The organism is Gemmatimonadaceae bacterium, assembly GCA_036273715.1.
In the GTDB taxonomy this organism is placed as follows: Bacteria; Gemmatimonadota; Gemmatimonadetes; order Gemmatimonadales; family Gemmatimonadaceae; genus JADGGM01.
Window position 1 is genome coordinate 49,495 of sequence record DASUHB010000037.1, and the last position, 20,419, is coordinate 69,913.

General features: G+C 67.9%; 17 protein-coding genes and 1 other RNA gene. 2 read left to right on the forward strand and 16 right to left on the reverse strand.

The genetic code is table 11. The features are described from left to right. Window positions 1–24: 24 nt before the first annotated feature. The 12 genes from VFW04_08645 to pyk form a co-directional block, all read right to left on the reverse strand. Window positions 25–2,694 carry an ABC transporter permease gene (locus VFW04_08645; protein ID HEX5179383.1) on the reverse strand — a complete coding sequence of 890 codons (2,670 nt, stop codon included), beginning with the start codon at window positions 2,692–2,694 and terminating at the stop codon, window positions 25–27. A gap of 19 nt (window positions 2,695–2,713) precedes the next feature. Continuing rightward, window positions 2,714–3,058, reverse strand: a complete 345-nt coding sequence (locus VFW04_08650; protein HEX5179384.1) for a PadR family transcriptional regulator — start codon at window positions 3,056–3,058, stop codon at window positions 2,714–2,716. 98 nt (window positions 3,059–3,156) lie between these two features. Beyond that, window positions 3,157–4,929, reverse strand: coding sequence for a DNA polymerase III subunit gamma/tau (gene dnaX, locus VFW04_08655; GenBank protein ID HEX5179385.1), 1,773 nt, complete (start codon window positions 4,927–4,929; stop codon window positions 3,157–3,159). Between the two features lie 136 nt (window positions 4,930–5,065). Next, window positions 5,066–5,161, reverse strand: an RNA gene (gene ffs, locus VFW04_08660) — signal recognition particle sRNA small type. A 77-nt stretch (window positions 5,162–5,238) separates the two neighbouring features. Further along, window positions 5,239–6,252: a GntG family PLP-dependent aldolase gene (locus VFW04_08665; protein ID HEX5179386.1), complete on the reverse strand. Its 1,014-nt coding sequence runs from the start codon at window positions 6,250–6,252 to the stop codon at window positions 5,239–5,241. 42 nt (window positions 6,253–6,294) lie between these two features. Then, window positions 6,295–7,209, reverse strand: a complete 915-nt coding sequence (locus tag VFW04_08670) for a YihY/virulence factor BrkB family protein (protein ID HEX5179387.1) — start codon at window positions 7,207–7,209, stop codon at window positions 6,295–6,297. A gap of 50 nt (window positions 7,210–7,259) precedes the next feature. After that, the gene (locus tag VFW04_08675; protein HEX5179388.1) at window positions 7,260–7,751 is read right to left on the reverse strand and encodes a YtxH domain-containing protein; all 492 of its coding nucleotides are present in this window, start codon (window positions 7,749–7,751) and stop codon (window positions 7,260–7,262) included. Between the two features lie 20 nt (window positions 7,752–7,771). Continuing rightward, a complete protein-coding gene (locus VFW04_08680; GenBank protein HEX5179389.1) occupies window positions 7,772–9,238 on the reverse strand; it encodes a sigma-54 dependent transcriptional regulator in 1,467 nt (488 codons plus the stop codon). A 3-nt stretch (window positions 9,239–9,241) separates the two neighbouring features. Beyond that, the gene (locus VFW04_08685) at window positions 9,242–9,898 is read right to left on the reverse strand and encodes a histidine kinase dimerization/phospho-acceptor domain-containing protein (protein ID HEX5179390.1); all 657 of its coding nucleotides are present in this window, start codon (window positions 9,896–9,898) and stop codon (window positions 9,242–9,244) included. Then, window positions 9,895–11,289, reverse strand: coding sequence for a class II fructose-bisphosphate aldolase (locus VFW04_08690; GenBank protein HEX5179391.1), 1,395 nt, complete (start codon window positions 11,287–11,289; stop codon window positions 9,895–9,897). The genes VFW04_08685 and VFW04_08690 overlap by 4 nt, the downstream gene beginning before the upstream one ends. A 93-nt stretch (window positions 11,290–11,382) precedes the next feature. After that, window positions 11,383–12,168 carry an MBL fold metallo-hydrolase gene (locus tag VFW04_08695; GenBank protein HEX5179392.1) on the reverse strand — a complete coding sequence of 262 codons (786 nt, stop codon included), beginning with the start codon at window positions 12,166–12,168 and terminating at the stop codon, window positions 11,383–11,385. Continuing rightward, the gene (gene pyk, locus VFW04_08700; GenBank protein HEX5179393.1) at window positions 12,165–13,583 is read right to left on the reverse strand and encodes a pyruvate kinase; all 1,419 of its coding nucleotides are present in this window, start codon (window positions 13,581–13,583) and stop codon (window positions 12,165–12,167) included. The genes VFW04_08695 and pyk overlap by 4 nt, the downstream gene beginning before the upstream one ends. Window positions 13,584–13,686: 103 nt before the next feature. Here pyk and VFW04_08705 point away from each other — a divergent pair, with 103 nt between their 5' ends. After that, on the forward strand, window positions 13,687–14,541 hold the full coding sequence (locus tag VFW04_08705; GenBank protein HEX5179394.1) for a hypothetical protein: 855 nt from the start codon (window positions 13,687–13,689) through the stop codon (window positions 14,539–14,541). Here VFW04_08705 and VFW04_08710 read toward each other — a convergent pair. Next, window positions 14,529–14,942: a lasso peptide biosynthesis B2 protein gene (locus VFW04_08710; GenBank protein ID HEX5179395.1), complete on the reverse strand. Its 414-nt coding sequence runs from the start codon at window positions 14,940–14,942 to the stop codon at window positions 14,529–14,531. The two genes, VFW04_08705 and VFW04_08710, sit on opposite strands and share 13 nt — an antisense overlap. A gap of 198 nt (window positions 14,943–15,140) precedes the next feature. Here VFW04_08710 and VFW04_08715 point away from each other — a divergent pair, with 198 nt between their 5' ends. Beyond that, a complete protein-coding gene (locus VFW04_08715; GenBank protein HEX5179396.1) occupies window positions 15,141–15,842 on the forward strand; it encodes a DUF4412 domain-containing protein in 702 nt (233 codons plus the stop codon). Window positions 15,843–15,928: 86 nt separating this feature from the next. Here VFW04_08715 and VFW04_08720 read toward each other — a convergent pair whose 3' ends face one another. From VFW04_08720 to VFW04_08730, 3 genes are all read right to left on the reverse strand, one after another. Then, complete coding sequence (locus tag VFW04_08720; GenBank protein HEX5179397.1) at window positions 15,929–16,480, reverse strand: sulfocyanin-like copper-binding protein; 552 nt, start codon at window positions 16,478–16,480, stop codon at window positions 15,929–15,931. Window positions 16,481–16,586: 106 nt separating this feature from the next. Continuing rightward, complete coding sequence (locus tag VFW04_08725; GenBank protein ID HEX5179398.1) at window positions 16,587–18,383, reverse strand: hypothetical protein; 1,797 nt, start codon at window positions 18,381–18,383, stop codon at window positions 16,587–16,589. Window positions 18,384–18,452: 69 nt separating this feature from the next. Then, complete coding sequence (locus VFW04_08730; protein ID HEX5179399.1) at window positions 18,453–20,156, reverse strand: acyl-CoA dehydrogenase family protein; 1,704 nt, start codon at window positions 20,154–20,156, stop codon at window positions 18,453–18,455. Between the last annotated feature and the right edge of the window lie 263 nt (window positions 20,157–20,419).

The window sequence follows — 20,419 nt, forward strand, 5'->3', positions numbered from 1 at the left end:
CGACCGAGCTAGTCTGGGAAAGGCTCACTCGGCGCGCAGGGCGTCCATCGGGTCGGCACGACTCGCGCGTTTCGCCGGACCATAACTCGCGGCGAGTGCCGCGGCGCCAAGGATGAGCACCGCCACCACGTACACCAGCGACTCGCGCGCGCTCACGCCGTACAGCGTGGAGGCGAGCCATTTCGCGGAGAGCGTCGCACCGCCCACGCCGAGGACGACACCGATTCCTGCGAGGGCGCATGCGTCGACCATGACCATTCGCGCGACGCGCGATGGCTCGGCGCCGAGCGCGACACGGAGTCCCAGCTCGCGCGTGCGGCGCGCAACGACGAATGAGATCAACCCGTAGAGCCCGGTCGCAGCCAGCACGAGCGCGATGCCGGCGAACGCGATGAGCAGCTTGCTCAGCGAGCGCGTCGTGAGCGTCGCTTCGTCGAACACGTCCTGCAGCGTCCTGACGTTGAAGATGGGCATCGTCGGGTCGATCGAACGAACCACACGGCGCGCGGCCGCCGCTACCTGCGCAAGATCGCCGCGCGCGCGGACGGCGAACACTGCGCGCGTCCAGGGATCTTCAGCGTAAGGCCGGAAGAATTGCGGCTCCGGCGCGCCGAAAATCGTGGCCTGCTTCACGTCCTGCACGACACCGACGATGGTCGCCTCACCGATGCCGGTGTTGACCTGGTGGCCGAGCGCGTCGCCGTTAGGCCAATACGTGTTGGCGAGGGTCTGGTTGATCACCATCACGCGCGGCGCGGTCGCATCGTCGCCCGCGGTGAAGGTGCGCCCGGAGAGAACCCGCACGTGCAGCGTCGCGAAGTATCCCGGCGTGGCGATCGTGCCGGTCACGAACGGCTCGTGTCCCTCGCTCACGGGCCGGCCGTCGATGACCATGGGAAACTGCGAGCAGCATCCGTCGATCGGCATGCGGTCGGCGGCGCCGGCGTCGATCACGCCGGGGATGGCGCGCAGCTGCGCTTCGACCGCGGCCACCAGCCGTGCCCGGGCGGCGGGGTGGTCGTAGCGTGCGCTCTGCATGGTGATTTCGAAGGTGGCGACGCCGTCGGGATCGATGCCTAACGGAATGCGGCTCACGCGCCGCACGCTTTCCAGCGCCAGCGACGCGCTCACCACGAGCATGACCGAAATCGCGACCTGGGCGATCACGAACCCCCGCTGCAGTCCGGAGCGCGATCCGCCGACCGTCGCGTTGCGGAGCGCCGTGGCGGCGCGAGTGTCGGCCAGCCGCAGCGCGGGGGCGACGCCGAACGCGATGCCGGCCAGGACGGACACGGCGAGCGCGAAGAGCAGCACGCGCCCGTCAATGTCGAACGTCATCCAGGCCGGCGTGGACGGCGCGACGGCGCGGCGAATGAGCTCGCGCGCCCAGACGGCGAGCACCACGCCTAACGCGCCGCCGCCGAGCGACAAGACGACGCTCTCCGTGAGCAGTTGACGGACGATGCGACCGCGGCTCGCGCCGATCGCCGTGCGGACGGCGATCTCGCGGGTCCGCGCCGCCGCGCGGGCGAGTTGGAGCGCGGCGACGTTGGCGCACGCGATGAGCAGGACGAGCAGCGTCGCGCCGATGACGGCGTAGAGACTGCCTCGAATCTCGCCGACGTACTCGTCGCGCATCGGCCTCACCGCCGTCGTCATCTCCGCATTGGAGCGGGGCCAGCCGCGCCGCAGGCGCGCCGCGACCGCGGCCAGCTCGCGCCGTGCTCCGTCGAGCGAAACGCCGCGACGCAACGTGCCGAACACCTGCAGATTCCGATTCCCGCGCGATGACGGATTGTCCACGCCGTTGGTGAATCCGCTGTAGCCGCCGCTGGCGAGCGGGAGCCACGCCTCGCCGTGCGACGGAAATCGCCACCGATCCGGAATCACGCCGATGATCGTGCGCGCGACCCCGTTCAGCAGCACGCTCTGGCCGAGCGCGGACGACGGCTCGCCGAACTCCTGGCGCGCAAACGCATCGGACACGACCATCACCGGCGCCGCGCCCGGTCGGTCATCGTTCTCGCTGAACACGCGGCCGAGCTCGGCGGTGACGCCGAAGGTCGGGAAGAAACTGGCGCTGACTAACGATGCCGACACGCGCCGCGGCTCGCCGTGCAGCATGGTGACGTCCGTCTCGCCGATGGCCGCCATGTCGTCGAACGAGTGCTGCGCCGCTCGCCAGTCGCGATAGTCGAGGTACGAGCTGACGCCGGTGCTCGAGGACGACCCGATCTGCTTGGTGCTGATCGCCACCAGCCGATCGCCAGTCGGATAAGGCAGCGGCCGGAGCAGCAGCGTGTCGGCAACGCTGAATATGGCGGTGGTCGCGCTCACGCCCACGGCGATGCAGAGCGCGGCGGCCAACGCGGGCAGCCACTGGCGGCGCAAGACGCGCAGCGCATACGTGGTGTCCTGCCTGAGCGCAGCGAGCACCTGCGCGTGGCGCTCGGCGCGCGCCTGTCGCCGATCGATTTCGGTACAGGCATCGCGCGCGCGCGCCACGCTGCCGAACCGCTGCCCGGCGCGGGACCGGGCGTCGTCAGCCGTTAGGCCGCGCGCCGCGTATTCGGCGGCCCGCATGTCGAGGTGGAATTGCAATTCCTCGTCGACATCGGCGGCGACGTCGGAGCCCCAGAAGTCGAGGTACCGGCGCCACGCCGGCGGCCGGCCGGGCTTGGATCGGGGGGTCATCGGCGCGTGAGCTCTCCGATCACGCCGGGCGCGGCGGCGCTTCCAACGCGGCGAACACCGCGTAGGCAAACCGCGTCCAGGTGGCGGACTCCAGTCGGAGCTGCGCCCTGCCCTTGGCCGTGAGGGTGTAGAAGCGCGCGCGCCGGTTGTTGTCGGAGGTGCCCCATTCGGCGTCGATCCATCCGCGGGACTGCAGCCGGTGGAGTGCGGGATAGAGCGAGCCCTCTTCGATCCGGAGGACGTCGTCGGTGGCCTGCTCGATCCAGCGGGCGACACCGTAGCCGTGGGTGGGACCCCAGCTCACCGCCTTGAGGATCAGCAGGTCCAGCGTTCCGCGCAGAACTTCAACGTTGGCTTGTGTCATGTCCTTCCATAGAAACTCTATGTAGGGACATTATCGGTCGGCTTCCATAGGAAGTCAATGGGGCTGGCTGCCCGTCGGCGCCGGTGCGCCCGCCGCAGCTACTCCATGAGCTCCAGGTCGAGCGTCTCGACGGCGGCATCGAGCGTCGGATCTTTCTTGCGCAGCATCGACAGCCGGTCGCGGCGGACGCTCTCTTCGGTGAACCGGCGCGCCGACGGCAGCTCGTCCGGCCCCTGATCCGCCAGGCGGACCGTTAGGCGTGTCGCGCCGTCGAGCAGCGCGCCGATCACCGACAGCACGTCCGGCGCGTTCGAGGCGAGGGGTTGCTGAAAGACCTCGCCGGCGGATTCGAGCTCGAGCGCGATCTCGCCGGCGGCCGAGACGGACACCGGCCTGGCGTGCTCGACGGCACCGGCGAGCGCCATGCGGCCCTCGGCGCGCAGCCGCGACACGATGTCGTCCCAGTGTTCAGTTAGGCGGTCGAGCGTGACCCCCGCCCGGTCCCGCGATGCCGGCGCGGAGGGCCGGGCGGCGGCCGGCGGAGCGGCCGCCGGCGGGTCGGGACGCGGCTCTGGGGCACGCGCCGGGGCGTCGGCGAGCGCGGCCTTCGGCGGGGCGGCCGCCGGCGGCGCGGCGCCGCCGCGGTCACGCGGCGGCGGCGCGTCGCCTAACGGGGCGGACCGCGGGCCCGACGGGGCCCGCGGGGCCGGCGTCCCGTCGTCCCCCGACGCGCCGCCGGGCCCCATCTCGCGCAGCAGATCCTCGATCGCCACCGTCCGATCGAGCAGCGCGAACCGCACCAGCAGCGTCTCGAGCAAAATCTGCTGCTGCCCGCTCCGCCGGAACTTGGGCTCGAGGTCGGTGAGCGCGGTCAGCATCCGCACCAGATCGCCGGGCGTGAAGCGCGATGTGCGCGCCGAAAGCCCATCGCGCAGCGTCTCCGACAGGTCGCCGCCATCCCCGCCCAACGACATGGCGAGCGCCGCCCGGAGCGCCTCGGCGAACGCGGCGAGGAAGAGTCCGAGATCGGCGCCGGCATCGGCCAGGCGCGCCACCGCGGGGAACACGTCCGCCGCCCGGCGCTCGGCCACGATGTCGAGCACGCCCAGCACCTCGTCTTCCGGCACCAGGCCTAACGCATCGCGCACGCGCTGCGCGGTGAGCGTGCCGTCGCCTAACGATAGCGACTGGTCGGCCAGGCTCAGCGCGTCCCGCATCGACCCGTCCGCCGCGCGGGCCAGCAGCATCAGCGCGTCCGGCTCCGCCTCGATGCCCTCAGCCGCGAGCACGCTGGCCAACCGCGCGCGCACGTCGGCCGTCCCGATGCGCTTGAAGTCGAACCGCTGCAACCGGCTCATCACCGGCGCCGCGGTCTGCGTGATTTTCTGCGGCTCCGTGGTCGCGAACACGAACACGACGCGCGGCGGCGGCTCTTCCAGAATCTTGAGCAGCGCGTTCCACGCCTCCCGCGTCAGCATGTGCGCTTCGTCAACGATGTAGACCTTGTATCGTTCGTCGCCCGACGGCGCGTACATCGCGCGCTCGCGCAGCTCGCGCGCGTCATCGACGCCGCGATTCGATGCCGCATCGATCTCGATCACGTCCAGACTCGCCGAGCCGCCCCAGATGCGCGTGCACGATGCGCACTCGCCGCACGGCTCGCCCTCGGGCGACCGATTCTCGCAATTGAGCGCCATCGCCAGCACCCGCGCGAGCGTGGTCTTCCCGACGCCGCGCGGGCCGCACAAGAGGTACCCGTGCGCCACACGTCCGCGCGCGATCGCGCCGCGCAGCGTGTTCGACACGTGCGTCTGCACCGCCACGTCAGCAAACGTGCGGGGACGATATTTGCGCGCGAGTGAGAGATACATAGTCAGAAGGGTCCCGCGCTGGGGGAAGTGCGGCTTTACGACCGCGTTGGCAATCGTCGCTCAGGGATGACGCACATTGGCTGGGACCACGAGTCCCGACGCGACCGAGGTCGCGATTCCCTGGATCTTCCCCCAGTGCCCCAGGCCTGACGAAGCTGCGCTCGACACCACGTACCGCTGCTACCTTTCGGTCCTGACGGAGTTGGTGGGCTGACGCCCTTCGGGACCTGGGACGCGCGAAATATAAAGAGCGGACGAAGCCAGACAAAGCCGGTCAAACCCGGGCAGGGCCGTCGGCGCCCCGACTGACTACGCGCCGCAGATCACTCTCGCCGCTTTTTCGGTGCCCGCGTCGTCCACGTCCATGTGAAAAACGGCGCGCAACCGCGTGCGCGTCCACGCCGAAATCAACACGTCCTGCGTCGCCGCGCGCTCGGCGACGGCGCTCGCCTCGCACCCTGGCGGCAAGTCGATCATCACAATGTTGGTGTCCGGCGGCACGACGCGCATGCCCTCCACGCCGTCCACCGATTTCGCGAACCGGCGCGCGCGCGCATGGTCATCCGCCAGCCGCTCCATGTGCGCGTCGAGTGCGTAGAGCACCGCGGCGGCAAGAAACCCCGATTGCCGCATGCCGCCGCCGAACCGCTTGCGCACCATCCATCCCTCGCGCATGAGCGGCGCCGGCCCCGCGAGCGCCGCGCCAACGGGGCAGCCGAGCCCCTTCGAAAAGGAGACCATCACGGTGTCGGCGCAGGCCGCGAAGTCCGCCAGCGGCGTGCCCGACGCGACGTGCGCATTCCACAGCCGCGCGCCGTCGAGATGGACGCCTAACGAGTGCTCGCGCGCCACGTCGCGAATGGCGCGCATCTCGTCGAGCGGGGTGATCACACCGCCCGCGCCGTTGTGCGTGTTCTCGATGCACACCAGGCTCGCCGACATCGTGTACGGCGTGTATGGCCTGATCGCCGCGCGCAGCGACTCGGCGTCCATCACCAGGTCGGCGCCCTGCACCGGCCGCACCTGTGCGCCGCACAGCGCGGCGGCCGCGGCGGCCTCGTACATCATCACGTGCGACCCCGTGCCGAGCAGAATCTCGGTGCCGGGACGCGAGAGCAGCCACACGCCGGTTTGATTGGCCATGGTGCCGCTCGGGAAAAACAACGCCGCCTCTTTCCCGAGCAACGAGGCGATGCGCGTCTCGAGTTTTCTGACGGTGGGATCGCCGTCCAGCACATCATCGCCGATTTCGGCGGTGGCGATCGCCTGCCGCATTGCAGCAGTCGGACGCGTGACGGTATCGCTACGAAGATCGATCGGCATAGTACCCAAAGTGAGAACGCAGCAACCGTCCGGGTGCGACGGCTACTCCTCGAGCGTCTCGCGCTGGAGACGCCGCACGCGGCGCAGCTCGTACACCCGGCCGACTTCTCCGCCCAGGATGAAAATCACCGCTGCATAATAGACCCACATCACGATCACGACGAGGGCCGTCAGCGCGCCCGTGTACAAGCTGCCCGGATTGAACCGCCCAACGTACGACGTGAACAACGCCTTGGCGAGCTCGAACAACGCGCTCGTCACGATGGCAGCGAGCAGCGCGTATTGCCATCGGATTTTTCGGTTGGGCAGAAACTTGTAAAGAGAAAAGAACAGCAGCACCATGAAGGCCGATGCGATCACCGAGCCGATCGCGTACTCGAGGCGGCCCATCACGTCCTTCTGCAAGCCGATCCGCTGCAGCACGGCGACGCCGTGCGTCGTCGCGAGCCGCAGATAGGCGTTCACCGCCGTGTATGCCACGAAGAGGATCGTGCTCACCACGGTGATCTCGATGTCGAACACCTTCCCGGCGATGATGCTGCGCTCGTGCTCGATGTCGAAGACGTCGGCGAGCACGCTGCGCAGCGTGCCGAACAGTCGCGTCGAGAACCACACGAATCCGATCAGACTGTAGATGCCGACCGAGCGCCGTGCGCGGATCACATCATTGATGATCTTGTAGATTGGCGAGTTGGCATTCTGGCTGTGCGGCGGCAGGAGCTGATCGATGAAGCGCCACAGATTCGCCGCCGACTGCGCCTCGGACTGGTTGAGGAGATAGCCGAGTCCCGAGAACAGGAGCAGCACGAACGGGACGGCGGCCAGCAGGATGTTGAACGCAATGCCGCCGGCGAGGAAGAAGATGTTGTCTTCGCCCGCGTTGTCCCAGATTCGCTTGGCGTAATCCTTCGTTGCCGCCCAAAAACGTCGGGGCAGAGACACCGGCTGGTTGGGCATGGCGGGGGCCGCGGTCGTCGGCCCAACGAAGGAAGAAGAGATGGGAGCTCCTACTCGGACTCCCGGTCGGCCGAGTTCTTCGCGTCTTCGTTAGGCGAGAGCGTGGATCGCCGCGCGACCCGTGCCTGGCTGGTGGCGGCGCGGTAGTTCGCCTTCGATTGCGCGATGCGCGCCTCGAGGTCCAGCCGCGCCTGCTGCGCCGCTTCGCGCCCTGCACGGAAGGCTTCCTGTGCCTGGTGCTTGCGAATCTCGAGCGCCTCGCGGGCCGAGTCGAGCCGGTCTTCCACGCTCCGCTTGGCTTGCTCGTATCGGTCGACGACGTTGTCCGACAGATCGCCTGCCGCATCGCGGGCCAGGTGTGCCGCGCGGCGCGCGCGCCGGCGCAGTTGGCGGCGAGTCTCTTCGCCGGTCTGCGGCGCGAACAGCAGAGCAACGCCTGCCCCGACCGCGAGCCCGACGAGGAACGACGTCGCGCCGCTGCCGCGGCGTTCGATCACGACGTACGGCTCGTCATCGTCTTCGTAGCGCGTCCTGTGCTTCATGTCCTCATCTCCATGTCTCTTCACCGGCGACCTTTCGATTTCTGTCGGACCACGTCCTTGTCCTTGACGGATCCGAAGCTCTTCACGTTTCGCGCCGCCGCATCGGGCTCGGCGTCGTCTTCCGCCGGGTCCACCAGCGCGGTGAGTTCGGCGCGAACCTCTCCCGGCGTGGCGCCCAGCATGTGCGCCGTGCGTTCCACGTCGCCTCCGGTCATCGACAACGTCTTGAGCGTAAGTTGTCGCCGTGCATCGGCCAATGTCGATCCGACAGGAAGCGACACCGCCGCCGGCGCCTCGGTCGAATTGCGCAAATGGCGTGGAACGACATCGGTCAGCCCGATGGTGGCGGCGCGCGACATGATGACCGCCCGCTCCACGGCGTTCTTCAGCTCGCGCACGTTCCCCGGCCACTGATACGAGAGAATCCAATCAATGGCGGCGTCATCGAATCCTGTCACTTTCTTCCCGTTCTGCTGGGAGAACCGCGCCAGAAACTCCGTCGCCAGCAAGCGCAGATCGCCCATCCGTTCCCGTAAAGGAGGCAAATACAGCTCGACGACGGCCAACCGGTAGTACAGGTCCTCGCGCAGCTCGCCTGCGGCGAGCGCCTTCTGCAAGTCTCTATTCGTCGCGGCGACGACGCGGATGTCGACATCGATTTCTTTCTTCCCGCCCAGTCTCCGCACCTGACGCGACTCGAGCGCACGCAGCAGCTTGACCTGGATGTCGGGCGCCATTTCCGCGACCTCGTCGAGAAACAACGTGCCCTCGTGCGCCATCTCGAACGCACCCGGCTTTTCGTTGGTCGAGCCGGTGAAGGCGCCCTTCTCATGCCCGAACAACTCGTTCTCGAGAATGTCCTTGGGCAGCGCAGCACAGTTCAGGGCGAGGAATGGCCCGCGCGCGCGCTCGCTCTTCTGATGAAGAGCCCGCGCCACCAATTCCTTGCCCGTTCCCGACTCGCCGAGAATCAGCACGCTTGCCGTCGACGGCGCAACCGCGTCGATGACCTGATAGACGTTGCGCATCGCATCCGACTGGCCGGTCAGTTCACCATAGTGCGTGAGTGCCTGCAGCTCAGATGTCAGTGCGCGGTTGGTTTGCTTCACCTGAAATTTCTCGAGCGCCTTCGGGATGAGCGCTTTGAGGCGATTCAGCTTTTCCGCGGTGAGCGGCTTCTCGATGTAATCGTACGCCCCTTGCCGCATCGCCTGCACCGCGGAGTCGACGGTGGCCTGGCCTGTAATAATGATGCATTCGCTTGGGATCTCGCGCGATTGCATTTCCTGGAGCAAGGCAAGTCCGTCGAGTTTAGGCATCTTGAGGTCGGCCAGGATCACGCCGAACGTGCCCGCGAGCAGGCTCTCGAGCGCCTTCTGTCCATCGGGAGCGACGTCGACCGCATACCCTTCTTCTTCGAGGACGGCACTCAGGCCGGCCGCGATGCTGCGTTCGTCGTCGGCGATGAGAATCTTGGGCGTATCCATGGCTTAGGTTTGCAACTCCTCTCGCCCGGAATCGGCGCGGGGGAAAATGATAGTAACGCCCTCCACTCCATCGACCACCCGAAGACCTGCTTCGAGCGCAGCGTCTTTCACGCCATCGCTCAGCCGCAGCGCATTCTCTCCAGTCGGCCGCGCATCGCCCGTGCTTCCTTTCCGAATCACGGTCACTGCGATCTCATCGTCCCGCTCACCGGGTCGTACGCCGCATTCTGCCTCACCCGCGGGGAGCGTCACCATGTCCACTGCCGCTGCCAGCACGAGTCGAACGGCGTGCGAATCCGCTTTTGTCTCGAGCGGCACATCCGGTGCCGACCAGACCGAGAGCGATCCACCCTCGGCCGCAACGGCCGCGCCGTACAGGGTAGCGAGCCGCTTGAGCATCTGGTGCAAATCTATCGGCTCACGTGGCGGACGCGCCAACGCAAGCAGCGCCTCGATTCGCTCGGTCAGCGTCTCGAGCTCGAGGTACGCCGCATCCGCAAATCGCGTGACGCTCGCCGCGTCGACGCCTCGCGCCAGCCTGGCGCGCAGCACCTCGAGGTTGAGGGCGAGTCCATTCAGCGGATTCTTGAGCTCGTGTGCAGCGTGCTCGGCCAGGCGCTCGAGCGCCGCATGCCAGCGCGCTTCGACGGCGTTGGTTATTCGCCCGCCTCCGCGTCGTCCGGCGCCGCGTGCACGGCGACCGGCGCCCCCGGCGCACGATGCATCGTCGGCGCCTTGACGAAGCGCGCGACCGTGTCCGCCGTGTTCGACACGCGCAACTGCTCGAACAGAAAGCCGAAGGTCTGGTCGTAGGCCGTGGCGAGCTCCGATTTCACCGACGCCGGCATATCCCAGATGTCCCGCTTGAACGGTCCCAACGCCTTCTTGCGCGTTTTGTAATAGAACTGCTCGTCGGAGTCCTTCGGTTTGCGCTCCTCCTTCGCATTCTCGTCCAGCCACGTGTAGATCCGGCTCCGTAAGGCATCCGGCATGTGGTCGTAGAGAATGTTCTGGAAGTTCGTGGCAAGATGGATCTCGCAGGCTTCGACGCGCGGGAAGTTGTTGAACGCGTTGTCGGGGAGCGTGGACGCGCCGTGTTGCACGGCGCCCGCCATGCCGTAATCCGTTCGCGCAACCTTCGACAGTTCTTCGAGCGCCGGCAGATCCAGCTTGACCGCCGCGATGGTGCCGTCGGGCAGCACCACGCCGCCGTGCGACGTGCCGGTCTGCACGCTGATCTTCGAGAGACCATCGACAGCCGCACCGCTCCTCTCTTTGAGCGTGGCGTTGAATCCATCCATGAACGCCCGCAACTCGGGGACGGTGCTGTTGTGCGCGCCGACTTCTCCGATCTCGCCGCCCACCGAGATCGTGATACCATCCGGCTGGATCTCGCGAATGTAGCGCGTGATGTCCACGGCCGTTTGATAGTTGAGCCGCTGCTGCTCGTCGAGTGTCGCGAGCGAGACGTCGACTAACGTCGATGTGTCGACGTCGATGTTGAAAAAGCCGGACGCGATCGCTTCCTGTGCCAACTGCTTGACGGCCGCGACTTCGCCCCGCCGGTCGACGGCAAACTTCTTGGCGTTCACCTGGAAGTGATCGCCCTGCACGAACAGAGGCCCGCGGAATCCTTCGCGCAGCGCCGCGGCCAGCATGACCGCGACGTACTCGCGCGGGCGTTGGTCCGTGTAGGCAATTTCGGAGCGAGCGATCTCGACGACGAACGCGCCCGCTTTCTGCTTGACGGCAGTGCGAAACACGGCGCGTGCGGTGTCGTACGCCATGCCGCGAACGTTGATGGCCGGCACGGTGAATCCGTGCGTCTTGCCCTCGCCGCGCGCGAGATAAAAATCGTGGATGCTCGACGGACGCACGCCGGCGGCCTGGCCGATCTCCCACAGCAGCCACTGGGCGTGATCTTTCGTTTGTCCCTGCCCGAACACCGCCTCCCGTACCAGCTCGTCCATCGCTTCTGTTTGGAGCACGGCCTCGTTCACGAGCGTCACTCGACCGTGTTCGACCTTGACGTCATTGCCGAACTGATGCACCCAGCCCCCCAAGCGCGAAAGACGACACTGTCATGCCGCGCGCAGCGGCATGAGAAGAACTCTGACCGACCGAGCCAGCGCCCGCAAGGGGCGTCACGATCCGTCGACCCTGACCGTAAGGCCATCGAACGCCGGCGCGATCCCGCGCGGAAGCTCGGCCTCGAGATCGGCGTGGCGATTGTGATGCGTGAGGTGCGTGAAGTACGTGCGCGTTGCGCCGATTGCCCGCGCGGTTTCGATCGCTTCGGCAACGCTCAGATGGGTCGGATGCGAGGTGCGCAAGAGCGCGTTGAGCACCAACACTTCCACGCCGCGAAACGCGTCCATCGCATCGGGCGGAATCCGCTTTGCGTCGGTGACATACGCGATCGGCCCAACGCGATAGGCCAGCACCGGGAGCTCTCCGTGCGGCACGGGCACCGGAAGCACGACGGCGTCGCCGATCTGCACCGGCTCGCCGTCGCGCAGCGGATGCGCGTGCCCTTCCGGTTTCGAGGTGCCCGCCGGTGGGCGCACCTCATCGTCGAAAATGTAGGGGAATCGTTGGGCGAGCTGCTCGAGCGTGCGCGGGGAGCCATAGAGCGGCAGCGGCGCACCGCGCCGCACCGAGACCGCGCGCAGGTCATCGATACCGTGCGTGTGATCCGCGTGCTCGTGCGTGAACAACACCGCATCGACGCGATCGATGTCGTTGGCGATGAGCTGTAGCCGCAACTCGGGCGCCGTATCGATGAGGAGGCGCGTGCCGCTGTCGGTTTCGATCACCGCGCTCGAGCGCGTTCGCCGGTCGCGCGGGTCCGGCGACCGGCACACGGCGCAGTTGCATCCGATCTGCGGAACGCCGAAGCTCGTCCCCGTGCCTAAAAATGTCAGCTTCACACGTGCTCGACGCGCAGCAGGTTGGTCGTGCCCGGGACATCGAACGGGACGCCGGCGGTGACGAGAATCCGGTCGCCCGCCTTCGCAAACCCCGACGCCTTCACCGCGCGGCTGCCGTGCTCGAACATCTCTTCGTAGGTCGCGGCCGTCGGCACGAGCTCCGGGTGCACGCCCCACACGAGCGCGAGCTGCCGGTAGGTCCGTTCGACATCCGTGATGGCGCAGATGGGGACGCTGGGTCGGTGCGCCGACACGATGCGCGCGGTGAATCCGCTCTTCGTGAACACCATGACGACCGGCGCATCGAGCGAGCTCGCCGCGGCCGCCGTCGCCGCTGCGATGGCGTCTTCGGTGGACACGGCCGCATCGGACTCCCGGCGCGCGAGCACTTTCGCCGCCTGCGGGATGGGGCGCCGCTCGATCTCGAGGATGATGCGGGTCATCGCGTGCACGGCGAGCTGCGGATACTCGCCCGCTGCCGTCTCGGCCGACAGCATCACGGCGTCGGTCCCGTCCAGGATCGCGTTGGCCACGTCGCTGGCCTCGGCGCGCGTCGGGCGCGGATGCGTCACCATCGATTCGAGCATCTGCGTGGCCGTGATCACCGGCCTGCCTAACGCATTGGCCAGCGCGATGATGCGCTTCTGCGCGAACGGCACTTCTTCGAACGGCAGCTCGACACCCAGGTCGCCGCGGGCGACCATCACCGCATCGGATGCTTCCAGGATCGCGCGGATGTTCGCCAGCGCGGTGTCCTTCTCGATCTTGGCGACGATGAGCAGATCCTTCGGGAGGAGCCCGCGCAGCTCGGCGATGTCGTCCGCCCGCCTAACGAAGCTCAGCGCCAGATAGTCGAGCCCCTGTTCGATCGCAAACGTGATGTCGGCGCGATCCTTGTCGGTGATCGACGGCGCCGACACGTCGACGCCCGGCAGGTTGATCCCCTTGTGGCTCCGAAGCTGTCCGCCGTGCACGACACGCAGCCGGACGCGCGGCTTGGCCACATCCAACACGACGAGGTCGATGAGTCCATCGTCAATCAGCACGCGATCGCCGACGCTCACATCATCGGCGAGCGCGTGATAGGTGACGGGGATCTCGCCGTCGCGCACCTGATCCTCGGGGACGAGCACGATGTCGGCGCCGGGCGCCAGCTCGACCGGCGCCGGCAAATCACCGACGCGAATGCGCGGGCCCTGCAGATCGCCGAGGATGGCCACGGGGCGGTCGAGCTCGCGTGCGATGCGGCGCACGGTCGCGATCGTCGCCGAGTGCTGCTCGTGCGTCCCGTGTGAAAAATTGATGCGGGCGACGTTGAGGCCCGCATCCATCAGGCTCCGCAGCACATCGGGCGAGCAGCTGGCGGGCCCAAGGGTGCAGACGACCTTCGTTCGGGCAAAAGGAGATGGCGGCATGGTGTTTTGAATCGTAAGACCGGCATAAAGAAAAGGAAGCGCGCATTAACACGCGACCTCTGCCTTCGTCTTACGAGCACAAGCACTCTCTGACGAGGAGCGTATGAACCCGATTTACCGTGTGGTATGTCTCGGCGCGGCCGCGTGCATCGGCGGCCTCGCGGCGTGCAGCAGCGATGGCGCGACGTCGCCGTCCAGCCTCGTGCCCAACGCATCGATCGACAGCGGCGTCGCGAACGATGTCGGCGATGCCATGGCGACCTCCGTCGACCTCATGACCGACGACGAACAATCGGATGGCGTGAACGGCGCGTTGGGCGTTCCCGCGCCGGGCCTTACGCTGGACGTGAACCGCAGCGTGAGCACCGACTGCAGCGGTCCCGATGGACAGGGATGGTTCACCTGCACGGGCACGTGGCGCGGTCTGAGCCTAACGAACCGCAAACGCTTCTGGGACGGCACGACGGTCGCGCTCGGCTTCACCACCGCCACCGACTCGGTGAACCACACCCATCAGCTCGCGGGATCGTACACGCAAGGCTGGTTTCCCTTCCGCACGGTCTGGGTGAACCGCAACGACACCGCCAACCTGAGCATCGACCGCTCGAGCACGCCGGTGACGCACATCTGGAACAGGGTCGGCGTCCGGCAGGACAGCACGATGTTCGTTGGGCAGAACGTGACGCGCCACTGGCATTATCTCTCGTACGACACGGCGACGAACGTGACCTTCGAGATGCCGCGCTCCCAGAACATCTGGCCGGTGAGCGGAACGATCGTGCACAACCTGACGGTGCACTTCGAAGCCGATCGCGCCACGCGCACGCAGACCCGCACGGTGACACGGCGCGCCGAGATCACCTTCAACGGCACCCAGGACGTCACGCTGATGGTTGGCGGTCTCACCTGCACGCTCGATCTCGAGACGCATGAGGTGAGCGACTGTCAGGGGTCGTGAGACGCCGGATCTGACGGCGTGCGCAGCGCGCGATAGCTGCGCACGTCGCCGTGCTCGAGGAACGGATCCTCTCCGTCGCACTTGACCCACGCGTGCGCCTCGAGCTCGCCGCCGGCACGACGGCGCGCGCCGAGCACGACATCGGCGTCGCGTCCGTCGCGGCGGAGCAGGAAGGCCAGCACGGTTGCCCGCCGCAGACACGTGTAATGCCACACCAAGGGCGCCCGCATCAACAATCGATCGACGTGGTGCGCTATGCGGCCCGGCGCAATGGCGTCACCGCGGCGCCTCGGGACTCGCTTCAACCAGCGCAACACTGTCGAGGCCGGTAAGACCTCGAGTGCGCACGGAACGATGGCGCAGGCGACGACGATCTCGACCTTCCGACCGAATCGCAGCACGCATCACGCCGGGGTGAGAGAATCCGAGCGATACATCCGTTTTACGTACGTGGTCGACGATGAATAGCCGACGGTTCCATTGCTGAGTCCGTTGGGGCCGTCCGTTGGGCGGTGTGGCGCACCACGACCGCGATTGCTACTGTCGGGGCAGCGATCCCGACACACACGCCCCCTTTACCCTGGATGGAGAGTCCGCAGATGGCACACCGTTTCACGCGCGCGCCGCTCGCTGCCATGGCGGCCGCGGTTCTGGCCGCTGCTCCGTTAGGCGCCCAATGGCAAGGCGTGGTGACCTATCAGAATCAGCAGAACATGAAGGACGAGAGCGTTCCCAGCCAGATGCAGTACCTGCAGGGCCCCGGCGGAATGGCCAAGATGGTGATGCAGGACAAGGAGAGCGGCACGATGAGCGTCATCTACAACAAGAGCCAGAACACGGCCACGATCGTCATGGATTCCCAACAGATGTACATGACGATGCCGCTCGACAAGATGCAGGCGGAATCACAGAAGGCGCTGAACAAGATGAAGATCACCGACACCGGCAAGACCGAGGCGATCGCCGGACACACCTGCACCGTGTATCATGCCGTCGACCCCGACGAACACACCGAATCCGACGCATGCATCGCGACCGACATGGGCAACTTCATGCTCCTCGACGCGCCCGGACGCGGCCAACATGCGAGCCAGGGGTCCAAGATGTTTTCGATCATGAAGAACATGCTCGGCTCCAAGGATGGCATGTTCCCGCTCAAGGTCACGACGACAAAAAACGGCGCGACGCAGGAGGTGTTTGTCGCGACGAGCATCAAGGCGCAGTCGTTGCCGGCCTCCGAGTTCACGCCGCCGGCGGGCTACAAGGCGATGGGCGGGCCGGGCATGGGCGGACCGAACTGATTCGCATCGAGCACCGCGCGCACGACACGCCGGGGAGCCTTCCCCGGCGTGTCGTGCATCCGCGACGCTTTTGCTTCCGTTAGGCGTCAGCGCTCGTACGACGGGGCTTTCGCGTCGGCCGACACGACGAACTTGATGTACATGCCGCTCGGCCCGTGTCCGGGCACGCCGCACACGATCAGATAGTTGCCCGCCGGCTGCGCCGTGAAATCCATGGTATCGGTGCCATCGGTCGGGATCCCCGCGGTCACGTCCTTGGTGTAGGCGCGCGCGATCGCCGGATTGTCCGGCTGCATGGGCAGCGGCATGTGGTCGGGCAGCAGGATCGCGGAGTGCGGGATGGCATCCTTGTTCTGAAAATCGATGTGCACGGTCCAGCCCAACGGAATCGTGATGGTCTGGTTGCCGCGCGACCCACCGTTGAAGTTCATCCCGCCGTTCTCGCTGCCGTACGCGGCGTACAGGCGAAGGCTCACCTTCTTGGCCGCGGCATCCACGGTCATGAATGTCGTCGTATCGCGAACGGCCGAGCCCGCATCGCGATGCGACGCAGGGTTCACCGCGGCGCGGCGCGCCGCCGGGATCGTTAGGCACACACCAAGGGCGGCCACCGCCGCCATCCGTCCAAACCCGATCATGCTCCGCTCCCCGCTCGAGTAGCCGATTGTCCCATCGCACCCGACAGGGGCGCAACGCAATCTATCTCTTCTGCTACCCCGAACGAGCGACGCCGGTCAAGGCCGCTCAGCGCGGCGGGTCGACCTTCTTGAGGGAGTCGAGCGCGTGGGTCAGCGAGTCGACGTGGTGTTTACGCGCTTCGATCTCGCTGCGGATCTCCCGCAACTCTTGCAGCACCTGGGCGTTGGACGCGGCGGTCGTATCGCGGGCGGTGGCCGCGGGCGTCGCGGGGGTCGAGGGCGGCGGCACCGCGGGCGAAGCGGCCGGCGGCCGCGCTGCCGGTTGCGCAGCAGGTGGCGCGGCCACCGGGGCGGATGGGCTCGCGGCATCCGGCGGCGCCACGGCCGGCGTTGCGTTAGGCAGCTGCCGGTGCGGTTGTTGGGCGACGAGCGTGGGGTGCGGGCGCGCCGGCGCGGCGCGCTCGCGGGCAGCGTGGGCTGCCGCGGTCGTCGGACGCGCCGGTCTGGGCAGCTCCGGCGCACGCGTGCTCTCCGCCGCCACGAACACCGTCTCCGCCCGCGCTGGCGCCGCCAGCGCGGACCGCTCGGGCGGTCGGTCGAGCCCCCGCACCGTGAGCACGCTCGTCAGCACGGCAACCATGATGCTGCCCGCCACCACCAGCGCCGAGAGCAGCCATCGATCCGCGGACGCGAGCCGCGTGCGCACCTCGCGCACGACCGGGGCGCGCGGAATGCTCGCCGGCGTCGGCCGGCGCATCGCCCACGCCGGTCCATAAGGCGGCGCCGAGGGCTGCGTTAGGCGTTCGGCGCTCGCGGCCGCCGGCCGTTCATCGAGAACGGGCGCCGCTCTGCGGGTTGCCGCGCGGCGCGCCTGGTACGCCCGCGGCAAGATCCGGCCTTCCTCGCCTAACCGCTTGGGGACGCGCGGCCGCAGGGCGGCCGCGCGTTCGATCGGTGGCGCCCCGGGCGCGGCTGCCGCTGTCGCGGGTCCCGCGACAGCGGCAGCCGGGGCCGGGGCGGGGGCGCCGACGTCCCACACACCGGCTAACGCCGCCACGAACTCCGGCCACGACACGTCGCGCGCCTGGGGCGTCGTCCGCGCAGGCGCCTCGTCGGCCACCGACACCATCACCGCGTGGTCCACCACCTCGTCTCCGGATCGCGGCGGCTCGTGCGCCATCACCGCGGCGCGCGCCTCCTGCGCAGCGCACCCCGAAAGCGCGCCGCTGCACACGCAGCCGAGCCGCGGCGCAAAGTCGATCAAGGTGTGTCCGCCGTGCGCCGATGTTTCGATCGATGTCAAGTCGTCCGGATCGACGAGGGTTCGCTCGATGCCCTCAGACCCGAGCCATTCGGGCGCGGGCACGCCGCCCGGCAGCGAATAATGGCGGCGGCGGTCCCGCACGACTCGGCCCGCATCGCTCGGCGCCGGCCGCTGGGCCCCCGGCACGATCCCGCGTTCGGCCAGCAGCGCGAGGAATTGCGCCGGAGACAGGTGGATGTCGATGCTCGGATGGCCCGCGCCCGGACAGTCGCCCACGTACGTGATGCGCTGCGCCGTCGGCGAGGTCGCGCGAACATAGAGCGCCGCCGCGACCGGCGGCGACACGAGGCGCACTGCGCTGTCACCCAGCCGGGTCGCGCCCCGGAGCTGCTCGCGGACTAACGGACAGATGCACGCCATCGCCGGCCCGCCGCCGCGCGCGGCAAGCTGGTCGAGGCAGCCCACCGCCAGCAACTCGTCGCCCCACGATGCGGGAATGACGTCATCGTAGCCCAACGCGAAGCAGGCGTTGATCAGTTGTGTGGGCGTGGCCGGGAGAGCGGCCAGGCAAGCGTCCGCGCCGAGGATGACGACGGACCCGCGGACGCCGCGTTTGGCGTCGTGCGGTGGTGTGGACATCGCCGAGCTCCGGCCTGACGTGCGTGGTGAATGAAGAACCCTTAATGGGACGACCACCACGCACACCCGTTACGGCACGAGCGGCCAGTCTGCATCCAGTCCGAGTCGTTTCGACGCGGCGTGATGTGCGTCGCCGGTGTCGAGCGCGGGGATGAGCTCGCGGCACGACCATCGGCGCGCGGCGTCGGCCAGCTGCGCTGCGACGGGCAGCATCCGGCTGCGATGCGCATGCGCGATGAGCAGCGCACCGGCCGTGACGCGCGCGATGGCAAAGGCGAACCGACGGGCAGCCGCCTCCCGATCGGCCGGTGTGCCGTTGGCAAGCCGCCGCGAGATCTGCACCAGGTCTCGCGCTGCATGGCGCACGCGCGACGACGCGTCCGCGAGATCATCCGACTGCGCGGCGTCGAGATGGCGGTTCACGCGGGCGCACAGCTCATCGATGACGCCGGCATCCGCATCGATGGCGCGCCAGACGTCGAGACTGAGGACGTTGGTGGTGCCCTCCCAGATGGAGAGCACCTGTGCATCGCGGAGCAGGCGCGGGAGTCCGGTGTCCTCGATGTAGCCGGCGCCGCCGAACGCTTCGACGGCTTCGCTGGCCACCGCCACGGCCTGCTTGCCGGTGTAGAGCTTGGCGACGGGCGTCAGCAGGCGCAGGAGCCGCGCGTCGGCGTCGCTCGCTACGCCCAACTCAGTTAGGCCGAGCAGCTCCACGACGTGGAACGCGAGCAGGAAGCAGCCGGCAAGCTCCACCTGCATGCCGGCCAGCGTGTCCACGTGCAGCGGGTGCTCGCTCAGCGGCCGGCCGAACGCGACGCGCCGCCGCGCGTAGTCCCGCGCCAGCGCGATGGCGCGACGCATCCCGGCCACCGACGCCATCGCGTTGTACACGCGGGTGATGGTCAGCACCGTCGCGATCTTGCGCACGCCGTGTCCTTCTCCGCCCACCAACCACGCCGGCGTGCCGTCCAACTCGATCTCGGCCGTCGGCAGGGCGCGCGTGCCTAACTTCTCCTTGAGACGCAGCACGCGCATGTCGCGCGGCCGGCCGGCCTCGTCGCGCAGCTCGAGGTAGAACAAGCTCAGGCCGCGGCTCCCGGCCTCGGCGCCCTCGAGACGCGCGAGCGTGAGCGCCACCTGCGAGGTCGTCGCCGACGTGAACCACTTGGTGCCGAACAACCGGTGCTGCGCACCATCGCGCTTGGCGATGGTGGATGTGCCGGACACATCGGAGCCGCCCGTCCGCTCGGTCATCCATTGTCCGGCGGTCCAGAATTCGGCGGGGTCCCGCGAGATGAGGTGCCGGCAGGCAGCCCGCTGGCGTTCGTCGTCGGCGAGGAGCTCGAGACATCGCGCAGCGCCGTCGCTCATCGCCAACGGACACGAGTACGTGGCCGACGACGGAGAGAACAGATACAATCGCGCGAATTGATCGACGCGCGAGTAGGCGCCATAGTCGCGCTCGTAGCCGCGCGCGACCAGTCCCTCGACGGCCGAGATGCGCTCGAGCGCGCGCCAGGCACTGCTCGTTTCGATCCGATCGATGCGCGCGCCCCACGGATCGTACGAGCGGAGCCGCGGCGGCTCCGCCTCGGCTTGCTCCGCCAGCGCGAGCCATTCACCGGCCGCGCGCCCGCCTAACGCGAGGAGCTCCGGCTCGATCTCGGCCAACACCGCCGGCGGCGCCGTGCCGCGCAGGTACGAGCGAAGCAGCACGTCGTCGCGATATTGGTTGCCCAGCACGGGCGGCGACTGGTAAAATCCGCTCATCGGCATTCCGCCTCTCAAATGAGTGGCCTCGGTGGCATTTGTCCACGCGCGGTAGCGTCTATCAGGCGTGCGGTAGAAGTACAGTTTGGTCCGGTACCCCGATGAGCCTCGTTGCAGGCCGGAGGGGCAGAGGGCTACGCTCATGAAGACGCGGACAAAGCAGGACACAACGGACACGACACGAGCAACACCAAGCGGTGATTTTTTGTCAGTGCTTTGTCCGTTGTGTCCTGCGTGTCCGCGTCTTCATGAACGAAGATGCA

Excerpts from the sequence above, each read along its gene's own strand:
- VFW04_08645 (HEX5179383.1), bottom strand. The coding sequence starts at position 2,694 with ATGACCCCCCGATCCAAGCCCGGCCGGCCGCCGGCGTGGCGCCGGTAC.
- VFW04_08650 (HEX5179384.1), bottom strand. The coding sequence starts at position 3,058 with ATGACACAAGCCAACGTTGAAGTTCTGCGCGGAACGCTGGACCTGCTG.
- dnaX (HEX5179385.1), bottom strand. The coding sequence starts at position 4,929 with ATGTATCTCTCACTCGCGCGCAAATATCGTCCCCGCACGTTTGCTGAC.
- VFW04_08665 (HEX5179386.1), bottom strand. The coding sequence starts at position 6,252 with ATGCCGATCGATCTTCGTAGCGATACCGTCACGCGTCCGACTGCTGCA.
- VFW04_08670 (HEX5179387.1), bottom strand. The coding sequence starts at position 7,209 with ATGCCCAACCAGCCGGTGTCTCTGCCCCGACGTTTTTGGGCGGCAACG.
- VFW04_08675 (HEX5179388.1), bottom strand. The coding sequence starts at position 7,751 with ATGAAGCACAGGACGCGCTACGAAGACGATGACGAGCCGTACGTCGTG.
- VFW04_08680 (HEX5179389.1), bottom strand. The coding sequence starts at position 9,238 with ATGGATACGCCCAAGATTCTCATCGCCGACGACGAACGCAGCATCGCG.
- pyk (HEX5179393.1), bottom strand. The coding sequence starts at position 13,583 with ATGCCGCCATCTCCTTTTGCCCGAACGAAGGTCGTCTGCACCCTTGGG.
- VFW04_08705 (HEX5179394.1), top strand. The coding sequence starts at position 13,687 with ATGAACCCGATTTACCGTGTGGTATGTCTCGGCGCGGCCGCGTGCATC.
- VFW04_08715 (HEX5179396.1), top strand. The coding sequence starts at position 15,141 with ATGGCACACCGTTTCACGCGCGCGCCGCTCGCTGCCATGGCGGCCGCG.
- VFW04_08720 (HEX5179397.1), bottom strand. The coding sequence starts at position 16,480 with ATGATCGGGTTTGGACGGATGGCGGCGGTGGCCGCCCTTGGTGTGTGC.
- VFW04_08725 (HEX5179398.1), bottom strand. The coding sequence starts at position 18,383 with ATGTCCACACCACCGCACGACGCCAAACGCGGCGTCCGCGGGTCCGTC.
- VFW04_08730 (HEX5179399.1), bottom strand. The coding sequence starts at position 20,156 with ATGAGCGGATTTTACCAGTCGCCGCCCGTGCTGGGCAACCAATATCGC.